At 48.5% G+C, this 15951-nt stretch carries 16 protein-coding genes; 6 read left to right on the forward strand and 10 right to left on the reverse strand.

Features of this window, described 5'->3' with window-relative positions; all coding sequences use genetic code 11:
- Positions 1–291, reverse strand: a complete 291-nt coding sequence (locus BLQ44_RS16100; protein WP_093194905.1) for a DUF1450 domain-containing protein — start codon at positions 289–291, stop codon at positions 1–3.
- Positions 254–1066 (reverse strand): riboflavin kinase, encoded by an 813-nt coding sequence (locus BLQ44_RS16105; RefSeq protein WP_176757555.1) that lies wholly within the window; start codon positions 1064–1066, stop codon positions 254–256. The genes BLQ44_RS16100 and BLQ44_RS16105 overlap by 38 nt, the downstream gene beginning before the upstream one ends.
- A 535-nt stretch (positions 1067–1601) precedes the next feature.
- On the opposite strand from BLQ44_RS16105, the gene BLQ44_RS16110 reads away from it, so the two are divergent.
- Complete coding sequence (locus tag BLQ44_RS16110) at positions 1602–2264, forward strand: type 1 glutamine amidotransferase domain-containing protein (RefSeq protein ID WP_093194907.1); 663 nt, start codon at positions 1602–1604, stop codon at positions 2262–2264.
- 49 nt (positions 2265–2313) lie between these two features.
- Here the strand turns inward: BLQ44_RS16110 and BLQ44_RS16115 are convergent, their stop codons facing one another.
- From BLQ44_RS16115 to BLQ44_RS16125, 3 genes are all read right to left on the reverse strand, one after another.
- On the reverse strand, positions 2314–3432 hold the full coding sequence (locus BLQ44_RS16115; RefSeq protein WP_093194908.1) for an NAD(P)/FAD-dependent oxidoreductase: 1119 nt from the start codon (positions 3430–3432) through the stop codon (positions 2314–2316).
- Positions 3433–3493: 61 nt separating this feature from the next.
- A complete protein-coding gene (locus BLQ44_RS16120; protein ID WP_093194909.1) occupies positions 3494–3673 on the reverse strand; it encodes a hypothetical protein in 180 nt (59 codons plus the stop codon).
- A 55-nt stretch (positions 3674–3728) separates the two neighbouring features.
- The gene (locus BLQ44_RS16125) at positions 3729–4142 is read right to left on the reverse strand and encodes an RDD family protein (protein ID WP_093194910.1); all 414 of its coding nucleotides are present in this window, start codon (positions 4140–4142) and stop codon (positions 3729–3731) included.
- An 84-nt stretch (positions 4143–4226) separates the two neighbouring features.
- On the opposite strand from BLQ44_RS16125, the gene BLQ44_RS16130 reads away from it, so the two are divergent.
- Entirely contained in the window at positions 4227–4748 is a 522-nt protein-coding gene (locus BLQ44_RS16130; RefSeq protein WP_093194911.1) for a YiiX/YebB-like N1pC/P60 family cysteine hydrolase, read from the forward strand.
- 36 nt (positions 4749–4784) lie between these two features.
- Here BLQ44_RS16130 and BLQ44_RS16135 read toward each other — a convergent pair whose 3' ends face one another.
- Positions 4785–7925, reverse strand: coding sequence for an EAL domain-containing protein (locus tag BLQ44_RS16135; RefSeq protein ID WP_093194912.1), 3141 nt, complete (start codon positions 7923–7925; stop codon positions 4785–4787).
- 116 nt (positions 7926–8041) lie between these two features.
- Complete coding sequence (locus BLQ44_RS16140) at positions 8042–8965, reverse strand: MBL fold metallo-hydrolase (RefSeq protein ID WP_093194913.1); 924 nt, start codon at positions 8963–8965, stop codon at positions 8042–8044.
- Positions 8966–9081: 116 nt separating this feature from the next.
- Between BLQ44_RS16140 and BLQ44_RS16145 the strand changes: the two genes are divergently transcribed.
- The 4 genes from BLQ44_RS16145 to panD all read left to right on the forward strand — a co-directional run bounded on the left by BLQ44_RS16145 (position 9082) and on the right by panD (position 11811).
- A complete protein-coding gene (locus tag BLQ44_RS16145; protein WP_093194914.1) occupies positions 9082–9411 on the forward strand; it encodes a hypothetical protein in 330 nt (109 codons plus the stop codon).
- A 323-nt stretch (positions 9412–9734) separates the two neighbouring features.
- The gene (gene panB, locus BLQ44_RS16150) at positions 9735–10571 is read left to right on the forward strand and encodes a 3-methyl-2-oxobutanoate hydroxymethyltransferase (RefSeq protein WP_143004735.1); all 837 of its coding nucleotides are present in this window, start codon (positions 9735–9737) and stop codon (positions 10569–10571) included.
- Positions 10568–11428: a pantoate--beta-alanine ligase gene (panC, locus tag BLQ44_RS16155; protein WP_093194915.1), complete on the forward strand. Its 861-nt coding sequence runs from the start codon at positions 10568–10570 to the stop codon at positions 11426–11428. Before panB ends, panC begins: the two co-directional genes overlap by 4 nt.
- A complete protein-coding gene (gene panD, locus BLQ44_RS16160; protein ID WP_093194916.1) occupies positions 11425–11811 on the forward strand; it encodes an aspartate 1-decarboxylase in 387 nt (128 codons plus the stop codon). The genes panC and panD overlap by 4 nt, the downstream gene beginning before the upstream one ends.
- A gap of 264 nt (positions 11812–12075) precedes the next feature.
- Here the strand turns inward: panD and cydC are convergent, their stop codons facing one another.
- The 3 genes from cydC to BLQ44_RS16175 all read right to left on the reverse strand — a co-directional run.
- Complete coding sequence (cydC, locus tag BLQ44_RS16165) at positions 12076–13782, reverse strand: thiol reductant ABC exporter subunit CydC (protein WP_093194917.1); 1707 nt, start codon at positions 13780–13782, stop codon at positions 12076–12078.
- Positions 13779–15509, reverse strand: coding sequence for a thiol reductant ABC exporter subunit CydD (gene cydD, locus BLQ44_RS16170; RefSeq protein ID WP_093194918.1), 1731 nt, complete (start codon positions 15507–15509; stop codon positions 13779–13781). The genes cydC and cydD overlap by 4 nt, the downstream gene beginning before the upstream one ends.
- Positions 15510–15648: 139 nt before the next feature.
- The coding region (locus BLQ44_RS16175; RefSeq protein WP_143004681.1) for an IS3 family transposase at positions 15649–15951 on the reverse strand (303 nt) is incomplete at its 5' end.

Genomic DNA, 15951 nt, shown 5'->3' on the forward strand with positions numbered 1-15951 from the left:
TTATTCAGCGAAGGCTGCCAATTCTTCATCGATCTGTTTGCGGATTTTATCCATCGCTTCTTCTGCCGAATGACCGAAGACCCTCTTATTGTTCACCAGTGCATAAGGCTTGATGGCACATAGACCGCAATAAGACAAGCAGTCGCTGATCAACACATCCACTTCCGGGTATTCCTCTTCTAAAATCTCTTCCGCATCTATCGTACTAAGCAGGTTACTATCGCAAATTTCAACCAGTACTACCCCATGGGAGTCAGTCTCCTTTTCCTTGTTGTAATCCCAAAATCTCACGTGCGTCGACTTCATCCTGTTTCATCTGATCCACCAAAGCATCGAGTCCGTCAAAGTTCACTTCTCCTCTCATGTGTCTGAGAAAGGTAAGCGTGACATCTTTTCCATAGATATCTTCGTTGAAATCGAGAATGTAGGCTTCCACTTTATAAGAAGTGCCATTGACCGTCGGGCGGTATCCGGCACTGATCAGCGTATAATATTGACGAGGTACCTCTTCATGAATGACGACCGATCCTATATAAACGCCGGGCGCAGGATCAACGTAGGACTCTGACCCGCCGAGGTTTATGGTAGGAAAACCCAATTCACGTCCGAGCGCCTGACCTTTCGTTACCTCCGCTTTAATAGCATAAGGGCGGCCTAGGTGAGCGAGAGCCGCTTCCACTCTCCCGTTTTCCACCATACTCCTTATTTCTTCCGAAGAAGCACTGGAAGAAGGGAAAATTTCTGCTCCTGTCAGCTCAAGGCTTTCGTCTTCCATGATAACATGTGCAGGCTGAAGGGTTTGTACTCCCCTTCTGATAGCTTCTTTATCGGCACAATGATAATACGCTGCCACACCGTAGTGGGTCAGCAGTTCTTTTTTATGATGAAGGGGAGTCAGCAGCCTTTGCTCCTCGAGAGACGTATCAAGCACTGCTATCCTGTCTCCTCTGCGCTGAGCTTGTGCCAACAGGTTATGATGACCGAGATGCATCCCGTCGAAATCAGCGATCACGAGCGTAAGCGGCTCCTCTGTTTGTTGAACTTGTGACCAATCCTTCGTTTCCATCAAAACCGTCCCCTTTTCGTCATGATACATACAAATTCATTTAATCAGCCTTTGCTTTTTGATGCAAGTGAAATGCGGAGACGCCCGTTTAGAAGCTCTAATATAAGCAGACATCCGTGGCTTCAGATGATTTTTTCTGAAACAGGGGTGGCTGCTTATATTATGGGCTTCTGGGTGTCGCAGCTGGACAAGCGAAATGCGGAGTAAAAGGTGGAACCATCCAGCTTTCCAGGACGTTAATGCGACACTTTCTTCTCGGTACATGCTGGAAATTATCGCATATAATCAGCTATCCGACAATTTTCCAGACCACCTCTTCAAAAATGTCTTATATCATGAAGAATGAGACGATTCTAATCGGATCACATGAAGGAATCACCTCATAACTCCGTCAAAGGCAAATCGGACGCGGCCCTTTTCCGTACCGCAAAAACCTCGCAACAAAAGCTTTACACCCGAGAAGTTTAATAAACGACACAGCGTGGGTATATAAGAATTGTGCGCAACAAATCCGAACAAAGGAGTGCAACGCAAAATGAGTAAGAAAGTATTAATGATTGTAACCAACCACGATAAAATCAACGAAGATGCTCCTACAGGCATCTGGCTTTCGGAATTCGCGGAAGCTTATAATGAATTCCAGAAGCATGGCTTCGACGTAACTGTCGCAAGTCCTGCAGGCGGCCAGGCTCCGGTGGATCCGAACAGCGTCAGTGACGACGAGCCACAGGAGAATCTGGACGCGAAACCGCTACTTGAAAACACGACACCGATCGACGGCCTGAACGCTGAAGACTTCGATGCTGTGTTCCTTCCAGGCGGTCACGGTACGATGTTCGACTTCCCTGACAACGAGAAGCTTCAGCGCATCATCCGAAACACGTATGAATCCGAAAAACCGGTAGCAGCTGTATGTCACGGTCCTGCAGGTCTCGTGAACGTGAAGCTCTCCGACGGACAGTACATCGTCCAGGGCAAACGCGTCAACGCCTTCACAGATGCAGAAGAAGCGGATACGACGCTCGATCAGCATATGCCGTTCCTGCTTGAAAGCAAACTTCGTGAACGCGGAGCTCATTTCTATTCCGCTCCGAACTGGTCCGAGCACGTGGAGACAGATGGAATTCTGATCACCGGTCAGAACCCTCAGTCCACGGTAGCTGTGGCGAAAGAATTCGTCCGCACGCTGCAGAATTAATCGACCATCCAAAGAAAAAGCGTGATCCGATAAGGGATCACGCTTTTTTTCATTCCATAATCTGCTCAATCGTATAATCTGCAGGGTCTAACTCCGTCTCAACTCCCATCATTAATCGGGCGAGCTCCGCTCCTACATAAGGTCCTGCCGTCAGTCCGGAAGCACCGAGCCCGTTCGCTATATAAAGACCTTCATAACCGGGAGCCTTCCCATACACAGGCATAGAGCCTGGCGTATAAGGCCGGAAACCGATTTTGGCTGCATGGAACTCCATATTCTCGAGCCCCGGAGCGACTTCGATCATTTTTCCGATGATCTCCTGGAGTAAAGAAGCCCTCACTCCGTGGTCGAAACCTTCATCAGAAGATTGGGTCGCTCCACTCACGAGTCTCCCTCCGTCGAAGGCGAGCATATATTTGTTTCCTGGAGGCAGAAGTACCGGCCAGTCCCCTGTTTCTGCATCCGGAACATTCAGGTGAGCGATGAGAGCTTTCTGTGGTCCTGCATCTACATGAAGACCCAAAGGATCCAGCAGTTCTTTCGCCCATGCGCCGTTCGCAGCAACCACCTGCTCGGTTTCGTACACCTCACCTTCTACGGAAACCCCGTACACTTCGGCTTCCTTATAAAGAAGTTCTGCCGTCCCGTGCACGAACGTTACTCCGAGCTTTTTCGCTGCACGGATGAGGGCATCCCGGACTTCTCTTCCATTCACCCGTGCTGCACCGCTGACATGTACCCCTGCATATGCTTCATCGAGAGGGGGGAAATAATTCTTCGGCTCGCCGTGAGGAAGATACGTCACTTCCCCCATTTCAGGCGTGTATTCCTTTTTCTGAAGGGCACGTTCATACATATCACGCGCCTTTTCTTCCTTTTGGTGCATCTTGATGGCACCGACCTGTTTATAACCGGTATTCGTCTCCCCCATGTCTTCGAGTTCCTTCACGAGCTTAGGGTAATATCCCGCACCGCCGGAAGCCAGACGATACCATCGTTTATTTCTTCTGAGAGATAACCATGGACAAATGATACCGGCAGCTACGGCGGTAGCCTGACCGTCATCTCCCCTGTCCACGACGAGGACTTCCTTCCCTGCTTTCGCCAGGTGATAGGCAGTCGAAGCTCCGAGAATACCTGCACCTATTACAATATAACGTTCTGTCATAACTACACACCTTTTCGCTTAGTTGAACATGGAGACATTGTACAGGATGGAAAGGTATGACTCAATCGTCTAAGTTACGGTGGCGGTCCTTTTGTCGTTTGAAATGGTGATAGAGGGCGATTTCGAAAATGAGGAAGGCGATGATCAGACTTCCTCCAAGAGGATAAGAAGCTTCGAGAATGATGAGAAGCACAAAAAAGAGGACAAAAGCAGAAATGCCGATGAGGATAGGGGTTTTCATGGGAATTCCTCCTGAAACCATAGGTTATTACTATGATACCACGAACCGGGAGGGCTTAACCCTCCTCGGCGTGGACTACTTGCGTACCTGCGATGAAGTCATGGATGGCTCGCTTATCTTCGCGCATGCCTACCATGAACGCACTTACAATCAACCCGATTCCTAAACTGAGCGCATAGACGAGACCGCCTACTACCAGTCTCAAGAGCATGTTGATGATGGTGACATCTTCTCCTGTCTTTTGCACAATACGTACGCCCATCAGTTTCTTACCGATGACATACCCTCTCCAGAAGACCGGGAGAAGCAATCCATACAGGAACGACAACAAATCAAGCGGAGATGTCTCACCCACACGGGACACATCGCCGTAAATAAGAAAGGCGAGAAACGCCAAAATGATACCCATAATGATTCCATCGAGAATATTAGCTCCGAGTCGTACCCAAAAGCCTGCCGGTTGTTCCATAGATGCACATCCTTCTTATTTGTTTTCTTTCTGCTCCTCCTTTACGATGAATGAGAGCGTAACGTTTCAGAAGGAGAGAAATTTATGAAGAAATTAATTACAGGGATCCTGACGTTTTCCGCGGTCTTCCTGTTTTTTAAGCCCAAAAGAGTCCAGGCGCCCAGGTATCAGCCTGAGGTCCTCCCAGGAGACCTGTTATTTTCTCCGCTGGGGGAGAGGGATTCTTTTTATATCGGTCACGTAGGCATCGTCACAGAAGATGGCCATGTCATCCACTCGATCCCGAAAGGCTTGAAGAAGGACAACGTCGATCGTTATTTCAATAAATTCAAGCGACTCACCCTTTATCGTCCGAAGAACGAAGATGCAGGACGTCAGGCTGCCGCTTATGCCAACCGGATATACGAAGCGAATGGACAAGCTCCGTATCGATTCTTCACTTCCCTCGAGGACACAGACGGGGATCAATATTGTACGAAGCTCGTATGGCAGGCCTACTATTTCGGGGCTGGCATCAACCTTAAGAATTATGCCCTGACGAAGAAAGCCATCCACCCCGAATTCGTCAAGGACACGCGCTTCCTTGATAAAATCGGGATGTATTAGAGAATGGAAGGACGGGGCCCACCCGTCTCTTTCTTCTTACATATACCTTTCCACTCCGTTCCCGCCCATGGACTTCTTCAAAAACATCGCTTCATCCGCTTTTTTTATAATCTCATCAAAAGATTCCGCTTTTCCCTGTTTTGTACTATAATAACCGATGCTCACCGAGACACTCACTTCTCCCTCACCAGTGCTGATGGGGTAACGCATAGCCTGCAGAAGTTCTTCTGCGTACCTGTCCACCCCGTAGTTCTGCACCAGAACAAGAAATTCATCTCCGGCAAACCGGTATGCCTTCGCTCCAAAAGATGACCCCATCTCTTTCAGGCGTACCGCAATCCCCTTTAATACTTCATCACCTACCATATGTCCCCACGTATCATTGATCATCTTGAAGTCATCGATGTCCAGAAAAAGAACAGTGAACTCTTCCTGCTTCTGGAGGAGGATATCGACCCTTTCCTGCAGTGCCTTACGATTCGAGAGTCCCGTCAACGTGTCTTCGTAAACGAGACGGGAGATTTCTTCCTGTTTCTTCTCCCGGTCCCATTCATTGACCGCCCAACCTGCCGTCATCGACAGTTGATAAGCGATGTCCTGGATCACAGCAGGGTCCTTTACGGCTGCATGATCATCATGGAAGGCATACAGGAAGATACTCCCGATCCTTCGCTCCCCACCCCTTGTCAGGACAGGAACCTGAATGGAAGCTGCCAGCGGGGATTTGTGCTGCTCATAGACACTATAGGTATCCCCGATGTTCTTCCGAGCCACCTCTTTCAACGTTTCTTCGTGAATTTTTTTATCGGCCCTTCGCGTAACATGACATTCCTCATCCTCCGTATATAGAAATGCTCCGGAATAACGGCTCCAATCAAGAAATATGTGAAGGATTTTCTTCAGACTTATCTTGATCGACTGATTGGCCAGAATCACCGTATAAATGTCCTTGATCACCCGGTGACGATGATTCGTTTCATTCACCTGCTCCTGCAGTTCGATTTCTGTCATCACGAGACCTGCATATTCCTCCATCAGATGTATGTCCCCTCCGTCAAAAGAGCGCGGCTTTTTATCAAGAATACAAAGCGATCCTATGATCTCTCCCCTTCTGGTGACGAGCGGAACCCCCGCATAGAACCTGTATCCGAAATCCTCTACAGCCTGTTTGAACTTCCCGCTTCCATCTTCGGTGAGATCCGGAATGACCAACGGAGTACGCGTTTCGATCATCCGGCTGCACGTGCTGTATTCGCGCTCCACTTCCCCTGCCACAGCCAGGAATTCCGGAAGACCTACAAATGATTTATACACCTGTTTGTCTTTTGTAAGAAGAGAAATGATAGCGGTAGGAGCGGAAAAGGTGCGACTGACAATCCTCGTAATCCGGTCATATCGTTCCGAGAAATCGATCGACTCCAGATTGAGCCGATGCAGTTCACCCAGCCTTCTCATTTCCGCATCCTCGATATTCGGAGCCTGGGCGAAGCACTCCCATTGCTGTTCAAACATAGCGACCAGGGTCGGAAGCATTCCTCTAAGAGAAGAGACAGGGGATGGTCTGCTTATGTAGAATCCCTGCAGTTCATCTACTTTCAGCTGATTCAGAGCGTCATAATGGGCAGCCGTCTCCACTCCTTCAGCAGTGATGGAAAGGTTTAGTTTCCGGGCAAGTGTGACGATCATCTTCACGATTTCATAGTCTTTGCCGAGCTCATGCGTCTGAAGTTCCCTTACAAAAGACTGGTCAACTTTTATCCCATCGATAGAAAACTGTTTCAAATAATTCAAGGAAGAGTAGCTGACTCCGAAATCGTCAATGACGACCTTGAACCCCTGATTCCTCAGGTGATTGATGATCTCCTCGGCCTGTTCCGGGTCCTCCATGAGGGCGCTCTCCGTAATTTCAAGTTCAAACGTTCCCGGAGCTATGTCATATTTATCTATAGCAGAAAGAAGAGTCTCTTCAATAATCGTCCGGTGGAAGACATTCGCTGAAAGATTGACGGCAACTTTCTTCCCCTGGAATTCCTCTTCGTACTGATGGATATCCTGACACACCTTTTCGAATACATACATCGTCACTCTTTCGATCAACCTTGACTTCTCAGCCAAAGGAATGAATACTGCCGGAGACACCGTCCCATATTTGGAACTGAACCATCTGGCCAGTGCTTCGTAACTGACTTCCTTGTTACGAGGGTTCAGCTTCGGTTGATAGAAGACGTCAAGTTCCCCTTTCTCGATCGCGTATTCCAGCTCTTTCTCAAGAAGCGTCTCATTCAGCTTCTGACTGACGTAATTCGTTTCTTTGAAGATGGAAGTATTATTCTTTCCATCCCGCTTCGCCTGCCTCATGGCTATGGAAGCCTGTGAAATCATGTCATCCACGTTCCCCGCATCGCCGCTGATGCCTACACACGAGCTTAAATAAATCTTTTCATCCCCTGCATAATAATAAATCTCTGCAATCGTTCCGATGATCTTTTCACTCAAAAGAACCGCCTCGGATATACTCATCTTTTGGACAAAGATGAAAGCATCTCCATCCATCCTCCCGAACAGCCCATCATCCGGAAGCACTTCTCCGACATTTTCAACTATTTCTTTCAGAAGTTCATTCGACCTCTCGATTCCGATGGTGGCATTCACCAACTTGAACCTGTCGATATCGAAATAGATCGCTTTTACTTTCGAAGCATCTTCTTCAAGAAAAAACCTCCCTGCTTCCTGTTTCGCCTTCAGCAGATTCGGAAGTCCTGTCAGATAATCATACATTCCGATCGTTTCGAGAAGCTCTGCAGCGAATCCTTTCTTCAGATCGCTTGTAATCCCGATGATATGTGTAACCTCTCCCTCTTCATGAACAGGAAGAAGAATGGTGGACGCATAACGACCTGCATTATTCACTACGTTCATTTTATCCGAAAAGAACGTCACCTCTCCCGCACGAAGCGCCCTTTCATATTGACCCGCCAGGTGTGTAGCCACACTCCCCGGGTATAACTCATCGATATATTTCCCTTTGAAATCTTCAGGAAGGGAAGCAGTTTTCTTCGCCTCTTCTGTCACCTTCCTATAAGAAAAACCTTTGTCATCCACTTTCATCAAAAATACACTATCATGCAATTGACTCATCCAATGAAACAAATACGTCGGATTTGAGTGGTCTTTCATGCAACATACCTCCTGGTGCTCCGCTGTCTTCCCCTAAAAAAACTCTCTTCTTCTTATATCGAACAGAAACCTAAAATGATGAAAGCTTCCTCCAAAAACAGGGGAGGAAGCTTTCATCATTTTTCTTTCTGGATATAATCGTAGAGCCCCATGGCACACACTTGAACATCCAGTTTCAGAATATCGTGGATGCTATGGCGATCCGGCACCCCGAGCTGTTTCACATAGTTCTCTATCCGCTCCAGTAGTTTCTCCTCTATCGCCTCGAGGGACTCCTCCTGCTTAGCGATTTCAACGAACACGGTAATCCATTCCCTGACTTCCCTCATCGCAGCATCCGGATTTTCGGTCATACCATAATGGCCGAAATAAAGACGGGATGGCTCTTTGTGACGGAAGCGCTGAATTTGTGCAAGCATGGCCTCCGGATTGAACTGATTCGGAGAAGTCGTCGGAAGATAAAAGGTCAACCCTTCCACCTGATGATAACGGATGCCCGCTGTGTCTCCTGTGAACAGGCCATTGCTGAGAGGATCATAGATACCGAGATGGTGATTGGCGTGCCCCGGCGTATCGAGGAACTCGAGTTGACGTCCCTGTTCAATCGTCAGCGTATCGTCTTCCCCTTTTTCGATGATGCGCTCCTCCGGAATAGGCACGATCGGATCGAACAATCGATCGAAATCTTCTCCATAGACAGCCTGCGCCCCTTTAATCAGACGGGATGGATCCACCAGATGTCTCTTCCCTTTCGGATGGACGATGATCTCTGCATTCGGACAAGATTCGAGAAGCAGCCCCGCTCCGCCGGCGTGATCGAGATGAATATGTGTCAGGATGACATACTTCACATCTTCAAGAGAAATATGTAAAGAATCCAGACCCTCCTTGATCATGTCCACAGAAGGACTTGGCCCGGTTTCTATCAGGGTCACCTGTTTATTATTAAGTACATACGTACCGGTACGTCCTTGAAAACCCATATCATACCCATCAATAAGATAAATGTCGTTCCCTAAATCGACTGGCTGTTCACTCATTTCTCATCCCTCCTTTCTTTATTTTACTAAAAATTGGATTGTGATGTAAGGGTTTTCTCGGGAACATGCACATATTTTTAGCCTATGCATATTCTCTACACAGAGGAGGCGAAGCAATGAATAATTATCAGGATGTTTCGATGCAACAGTGTCAACGTATGCAAAATTATCATGTCATGGTTCACTTGAGAGACGGGAGTTCCATGGACGGTATTATCGTAGATGTCCATCAGGACGGAGTTACAATCCTTATCGGAGAGGATGTCATGGTAGAAGACGATCACCAGAGGGGGGACGATGAGCGTCAATGGTATGGAGGAGGATGGCAAGGACCGCGACCAAGACCCAGACGACGGGCCAGACGTTTCCGTAGACTCTTCTATCCGCTTGCAGCTCTTGCGGCGCTCAGTCTTTTTCCATACGATAACTATCCTTATTATTATTAATCTCCGCTGCCCTTTTCGGGGCGCGGTTTTTTTATGGGACGAGCTTTTGGTGCTGGGTTCTTTATGCGACGGTAATCAATAGATTTCGCTCACTACTGTCGCATACTTTCTTTTATCCTATACTTTTTCGCTAAGGGGAGAGAGAACTGGATCATATCCCATCTTATGCGATGCTTTTGCTGATTCCGGATAAATCATTACCGCATAAGCCTAAGTGGACTCCACTTTCACCCCCGCCACACATGTACATGATAGCCTTTTCAAAAATTTTTGTTATAATTAATTTTGATACCACGTTCGACCACCTTAAGGGGGAGCAAGTTTTGAAAACGACAAAAATTTTCCATACGATGAAAGAAAATAAGGAAGCCATCGCCATGATGACCGCTTATGATTATCCTTCCGCCAAACTGACAGAGGAGGCAGGCATAGACATGATCCTTGTCGGGGACTCTGTCGGAATGACCGTTCTCGGCTATGATTCGACTGTCCCTGTCACGATGGACGATATGGTTCTTCATACCAAAGCCGTTCGGCGCGGAGCACCCGATACATTCACGGTCACAGACCTTCCGTTTATGGCTTATCACATCTCCGAACAGGAAACGATGAAACATGCCGCAAGACTTCTTCAGGAAGCGGGTGCCCAGGCGGTGAAACTTGAAGGGGCCGGAGACGTCATCCCGCAGATTTCCCGCCTGACGGGAGCCGGCGTACCGGTCATGGCACATCTTGGGCTCACTCCACAATCCGTCGGCGTTCTCGGTGGATATAAAGTTCAGGGCAAAGGGCGGAAAGAGGCGGAACAGCTGATCCTGGATGCGAAAGCGATAGAAGAGGCAGGTGCCTTTTCCCTGGTTCTCGAATGCGTTCCGAAACAACTGACCGCTATCATCTCCAAAGAGCTTTCCATTCCTGTCATCGGCATCGGAGCCGGTAAAGAAGCGGATGGTCAGGTCCTCGTTTACCATGACGTGATCGGTTACGGCAGTGAGCACCTTCCTAAGTTCGTCAAACCTTATGCTAATGTTCAGGAGACCATTTCCCGCGCCATAAGTCAGTATGTTACAGAGGTCAAAGAGGTCCGATTCCCGGAGGATCGCCATACGTTCACGATGAAAGAGGAAGAATTGAATCATCTTTACGGAGGGAAAACATGAAAGTCATTACAACGATTGAAGGCATGCGCGCCTATAGAGAAGAACAGCAAGACCGCTCCGTCGGATTCGTGCCGACGATGGGCTACCTCCATGAAGGACATATGTCGATGGTCGAGTCTTCGACAAAAGAAAATGACAGAACAGTCGTCAGCATTTTTGTGAATCCTCTTCAATTCGGTCCGGACGAAGATTTCGACAACTACCCGAGGAACTTTGAACGGGATAGGAAAATTGCAGAAAGCTACGGCGCCGATGCCGTCTTTTATCCTTCTACAGAAGAAATGTATCCCCGGAAACGGACTATCTCTCTCAACGTAATCGACCGGACAGATGTATTGTGCGGACCTTCCCGCCCCGGCCATTTTGAAGGAGTAGCTACCGTCATCGTGAAACTTCTTCAGATCATCCAGCCGGGACGCATGTACCTCGGACAGAAAGACGCTCAGCAGGTGGCGGTTCTCGAGGGACTTGTTGCTGACTTCAATATCCCTACAGAAATCATCCCCTGCCCGACCGTCCGTGAAGAGGACGGGCTTGCGAAAAGCTCAAGAAACGTGAATCTGACAGAGCAAGAACGAAAGGAAGCACCGTTTCTCTATAAAAGTTTGAAGCAGGCTGAAAAAATGGCCGAAAAGGGAGAAAGAGACCCGGAAGCGATCAAGGCAGAAATCACAAAAATGATTCAGGAAAACACGTCTGGCACCATCGATTACAGAGAAGTCCTTTCCTACCCTTATCTGAAACCGGCCACTCCGGAAGATGAGAAATGGATTTGTGCTGTTGCGGTATATTTTCAGCATGCAAGGCTTATTGATAATATTATCCTCACGATCTCGCAGAAAGGAGAATCGATATGAACCGTACTATGATGACCGGAAAAATCCACCGTGCCCGCGTTACGGGAGCCAACCTTAATTACGTGGGAAGTATTACGATCGATCCGGAAATTTACGAAGCAGTAGATATGCTGCCGAATGAGAAGGTCCAAATCGTCAATAACAACAACGGAGAACGACTGGAAACTTATATCATCCCAGGGAGACCCGGAAGCGGAGATATCTGCCTGAACGGTGCGGCGGCCCGTCTCGTGCAGGAAGGCGATGTTGTCATCATCGTTTCCTACGCTTCGATGAGTGACGAAGAAGCGCGTCGTCACCAACCGAAAGTGGCGATTATGAACGATAAGAACGAAATCACAGAAATGATCGGTACAGAACCTGCGTTCATGACTTATCCATAATGATTTCCCGGCCTCTCCCATCAAAAAGGAAGAGGCTTTTTTTCTGTACTGGAGTTATGCGACAGTTTCTTCTTCGTTATGGTCAAAAGTGTCTCATACCTACGAATATGCACCACTTTTTCAGGAAGTGCCGTCAAGAATTGTAGGATACCGGTTTTTATGCCACGGTTTCCTGCTTCTCCAGGGAGAAAAACGTCGCAAAAAAGCCGGCCCCTACTCAGGAAACTTCTTCCCCGAATAGTCACCGGCCCTCATTCCTCTATTTCATCCAACAATCTCGCGTTCTACTTGTTTCAATTCGTAAAAGTGCCCTTTCTTCTCCATCAATTCATCATAATTCCCTGCTTCCACCAGCTCTCCGTGATCCATGACGATGATCTGATCCATACGCTCGAGTCCTTTCAGGTTGTGACTGATGAGCACTACCGTGTCTTCCGCTGCCACTTTCCAGAAATCTTCCGAGAGCTCTGCCTGGGTCAAGGCATCCACCGACGAGAACGGTTCATCGAGCAGCCATGTATGCGACTGTTTCAAATAAGCCCGCGCCAGTGCGAGTCTCTGCTTTTCGCCGCCGGATAAGTTATCCCCGCGTTCTTCCACTCTGTCTTCCGGTGAAAAATGAGCGAGCTGCACTTTTTCCAGTACTTCGTTCATTGCTTCCCCTGTCGCTGTATCGTCAGCGATGGCCAGGTTGTCTTTTATCGTTCCGTAGAAAAAATGATTCTCCTGCAGTATGACATTCACACGGTCCCACAAGCTTCCCTGTTCCACTCCGACGATATCTTTCCCATTTACTGAAACCCTTCCGTCCTGAGCTTCGTCCATCGCCAGGAGCAACTGGCTGACCGTCGATTTCCCCGACCCGCTGGCTCCTATGATGGCTGTTTTCGATCCTGCCGGGATGCTCAGGGAAATATCCCGAAGCACAGGGGCAGGAGCTTCAGGAAACGAGTAGGTGACCCGCTCCATCGCAAAAGATAGAGGAGCATCTGTCTCAAGCGGTTCCACTGTTCTCGGAGAGCTCTCTTCTTCTAGAGAGAAAAGCCTTTCCGCTGCATGACGGTTATCCTCGAGGTATACCGGCACCGTCGCCATCGGTCCTGCATCTTCGAATACCATAAGGGAAATCATGATGAACATGGCGAGAAACAGCCCGTCCATGTCACCGGCCTGCACCAGCCAGACAGAAGCTGCTGTCACTACCCAGGTTGCAGTAAGAGCGACGAATGTATTCAGAGACTGCCCGTGGACAATCTGCAACTGCTGACGTTCCTGTTGTTTCTCATGTTCGTTCATGGAAGAGGCGAGTTCCTCTTCCTGCTTTTTTAGTCTCTGATAAATTTTCAGATCCCGGAACCCGTACATCCACTCCGTCAATGCCACGGACAACTCCCCGCGCCCCTCTCTTACCGATTGCTGACTCTTTCGCTGCCTGGAAGCCATGAACAGCGGAATGATCACGCTGACCATTATTAGACCGAGAAAGAAAATGAGCGCAAGCATCCAGGAAAAGAAAGCTGTGAACAAAATGGTACTAAGAAAGACGATGACAAGAACAATCGGAGGGTAATACACCCGAAGAAAGAAGTTCTGAAGACTCTCCACGTCCCCGATGACTCTGGATAGAAGATCTCCGCTTCTATATTTCTGAAAGATCTGGGGCACCCGCGGCTCGAGTACGTCAAAGAAACGGGTACGGATATGACTCAGAATGGTGAACGTCGCCCGGTGTGAAAATAAGCGTTCCGCATAACGTCCCAGTCCGCGAATGAAGCCGAACAATTTCACCATAGCGATCACGATGATCAACGTATAAAGAGGAGGAGTCAGCGCCGCTTTGGAAATGAGGTAACCACTGGCTCCGAATAATCCGACGGTCGTCAAACCGGCTAACACACCGAAGAAAATGGAGAGCCAAATATCTCTTCTTTCTTTCGCAACCAGTTTCACTACTGTTGTGAGTTCTTTCATGTACTTTCCCCTCCTCCGCTCAATGTCGTCATCGCACGATACTCGTCCACTGCCTGCAATAGTTCCGCATGGGACCCCTGACCGGCTACTTTTCCATGTTCCAGAAACACAATCTCATCCGCTTCCCGGATCGTATGCAGGCGGTGCGCCACCGTGATGACCGTCGCCTGTTCGGACATACGCTCGAGGGATGCTTTCAGAATCCGTTCCGTCTTCAGATCAAGGCCGGTCGTCGGTTCATCGAGTAAAACGACAGGCGCGCGTTTCAAAAACGCACGTGCCAGTGCGAGGCGCTGCTTTTCCCCGCCGGATAGCCCCCGTCCACCTTCACCGACTAAAGTTTCAAGTCCATGCTCAAGCTCCCCTACGAGTTCGGAGAGCCCGGCTTGCTCCACCGCCTTTGTGATTTCTTCTTCAGACTGAGAATGGTCGGAACCGATGATTATATTATCTTTCAGCGTCCCTGAAAATATGAACGGATGCTGGGAGATGTAGCTGAGATGCTTCATCCACTCCTCTTCCTGATAAGAAGAAAGAGGTTTCCCTTCCACACACACCTCTCCTTCTGAGAGAGGGAGGAGCCCACTGATCACATGAAGCAAGGTGGATTTCCCCGAGCCCGTCCTTCCTGCAATAGCGATACTCTTTCCAGGAGAAATCTCCACGTTTACGGGACCCAGTTCAAATTCCCCCTCCCCGTACCGATACGTCGCGTTAGACAAGGAAATTCGAGGAGGGTGGGAGATCGAGAGAGGTTCCTCTCCCCACGTAATCGTATCTTCTTCTCTGTTGATTTCATCGAAAACCTTCGATGCGGCTCCCATGCTTTGCCTTCCTGTGTGAAAAGCGAAACCGAGCTGCTTCAGAAAATTATAGAACTCCGGGGCCAGAATCAGAATGAAGAAAGCCGTGAAGAAATCCATGTTTTCAAATATGATCAGCTGAAGAGCGATCTCGAGTGCAATCAGCCCGATACTCAACATGGAGATAAGCTCCAGCATCAGAGACGACACGAATGCCGTTTTCAGCACATCCATCGTCGCATCGCGGAAACGGATACTGCTCGTACGGATATTCTCTTTCTGTTCTTTGGCCTTCCGGAACAACTTCAGCGTCGTCAGCCCCTGAAGGATATCGAGAAAACTCCCGGACAAGGCATTCATTTCTTCGATTTTCTCTTCTGATTTCTCTTTCGTTTTGAGACCGATAATAATATAAAAGAGCGGGATGAACGGAGAGGTTGCAAGAATAATGAGTCCGGAATTCAAGTGGGTCACCGTAATCGCAATGAACAGGACAAGCGGTACGAGGGAAGACTGGATCACCTGTGGAACGTATCCACTGAAATAGCTGTCCGTTTCTTCCACCGCATCCATGAATACGCTGATCCGCTTTCCGGACTGCTGCTGTCCGGCATCTTTCACCGGGCTTTTTGCCATCTTACCGAGAAGCATCGTCCGCATCGATAATTTCGCCCGGGTTCCCAAACGGACACCGGTTCGTGCAATGACATCGCTCACCCCGGTTCTGAGCCATAGAACCAGAAGAAGGAAAAGCATCGACATCGTAACAGCAGAGAAACCGGCTCCGTCGATGAATACCTGATCCACCACCGTTACGAAAAGATACCCCTGCAGTATGATACTCGCAGCCAAAAGAAGAGCAGCCACCGCCATGATCGTCACTTTCTTCCATTCCTGCTTCAACAACACATTCCATTCTTTCATTCCGCTTCCCCCACCCTAACGTGAATCATTTCACAAACGATTATACTTGATGAATGGTCCAATATAAAGAAAACTGATTAAGGCTGCTAGTAAAAAAGCCCGGGGGGAAGGTAGTGACCCCTAAAAGTTAGAGTTTTTATTATGAAGCTGATTTGCTGGTTTGAGTCCGGTATTGAATAGGACTTAAGCCAGCCAATTTTACTTTTACGCGTTCGTGGTTGTAGTAGTCCATGTATCCCTCGAGCTTTCTCTCAAGCTCTTCATAAGAAACCAATTCTTCTCCGTAATACATTTCCTGTTTGAGAATCCCGAAGAAATTCTCCATCGCCGCATTATCAGCGCAGTTAGCTTTCCTGGACATACTCTGGAAGATACGATGTTTCTTTAAGGTTTTCACCCACTTGCGGTGTTGGTAATGCCAGCCTTGATCAGAGTGGATGGT

The organism is Salimicrobium halophilum (assembly GCF_900100295.1).
In the GTDB taxonomy this organism is placed as follows: Bacteria; Bacillota; Bacilli; order Bacillales; family Halobacillaceae; genus Salimicrobium; species Salimicrobium halophilum.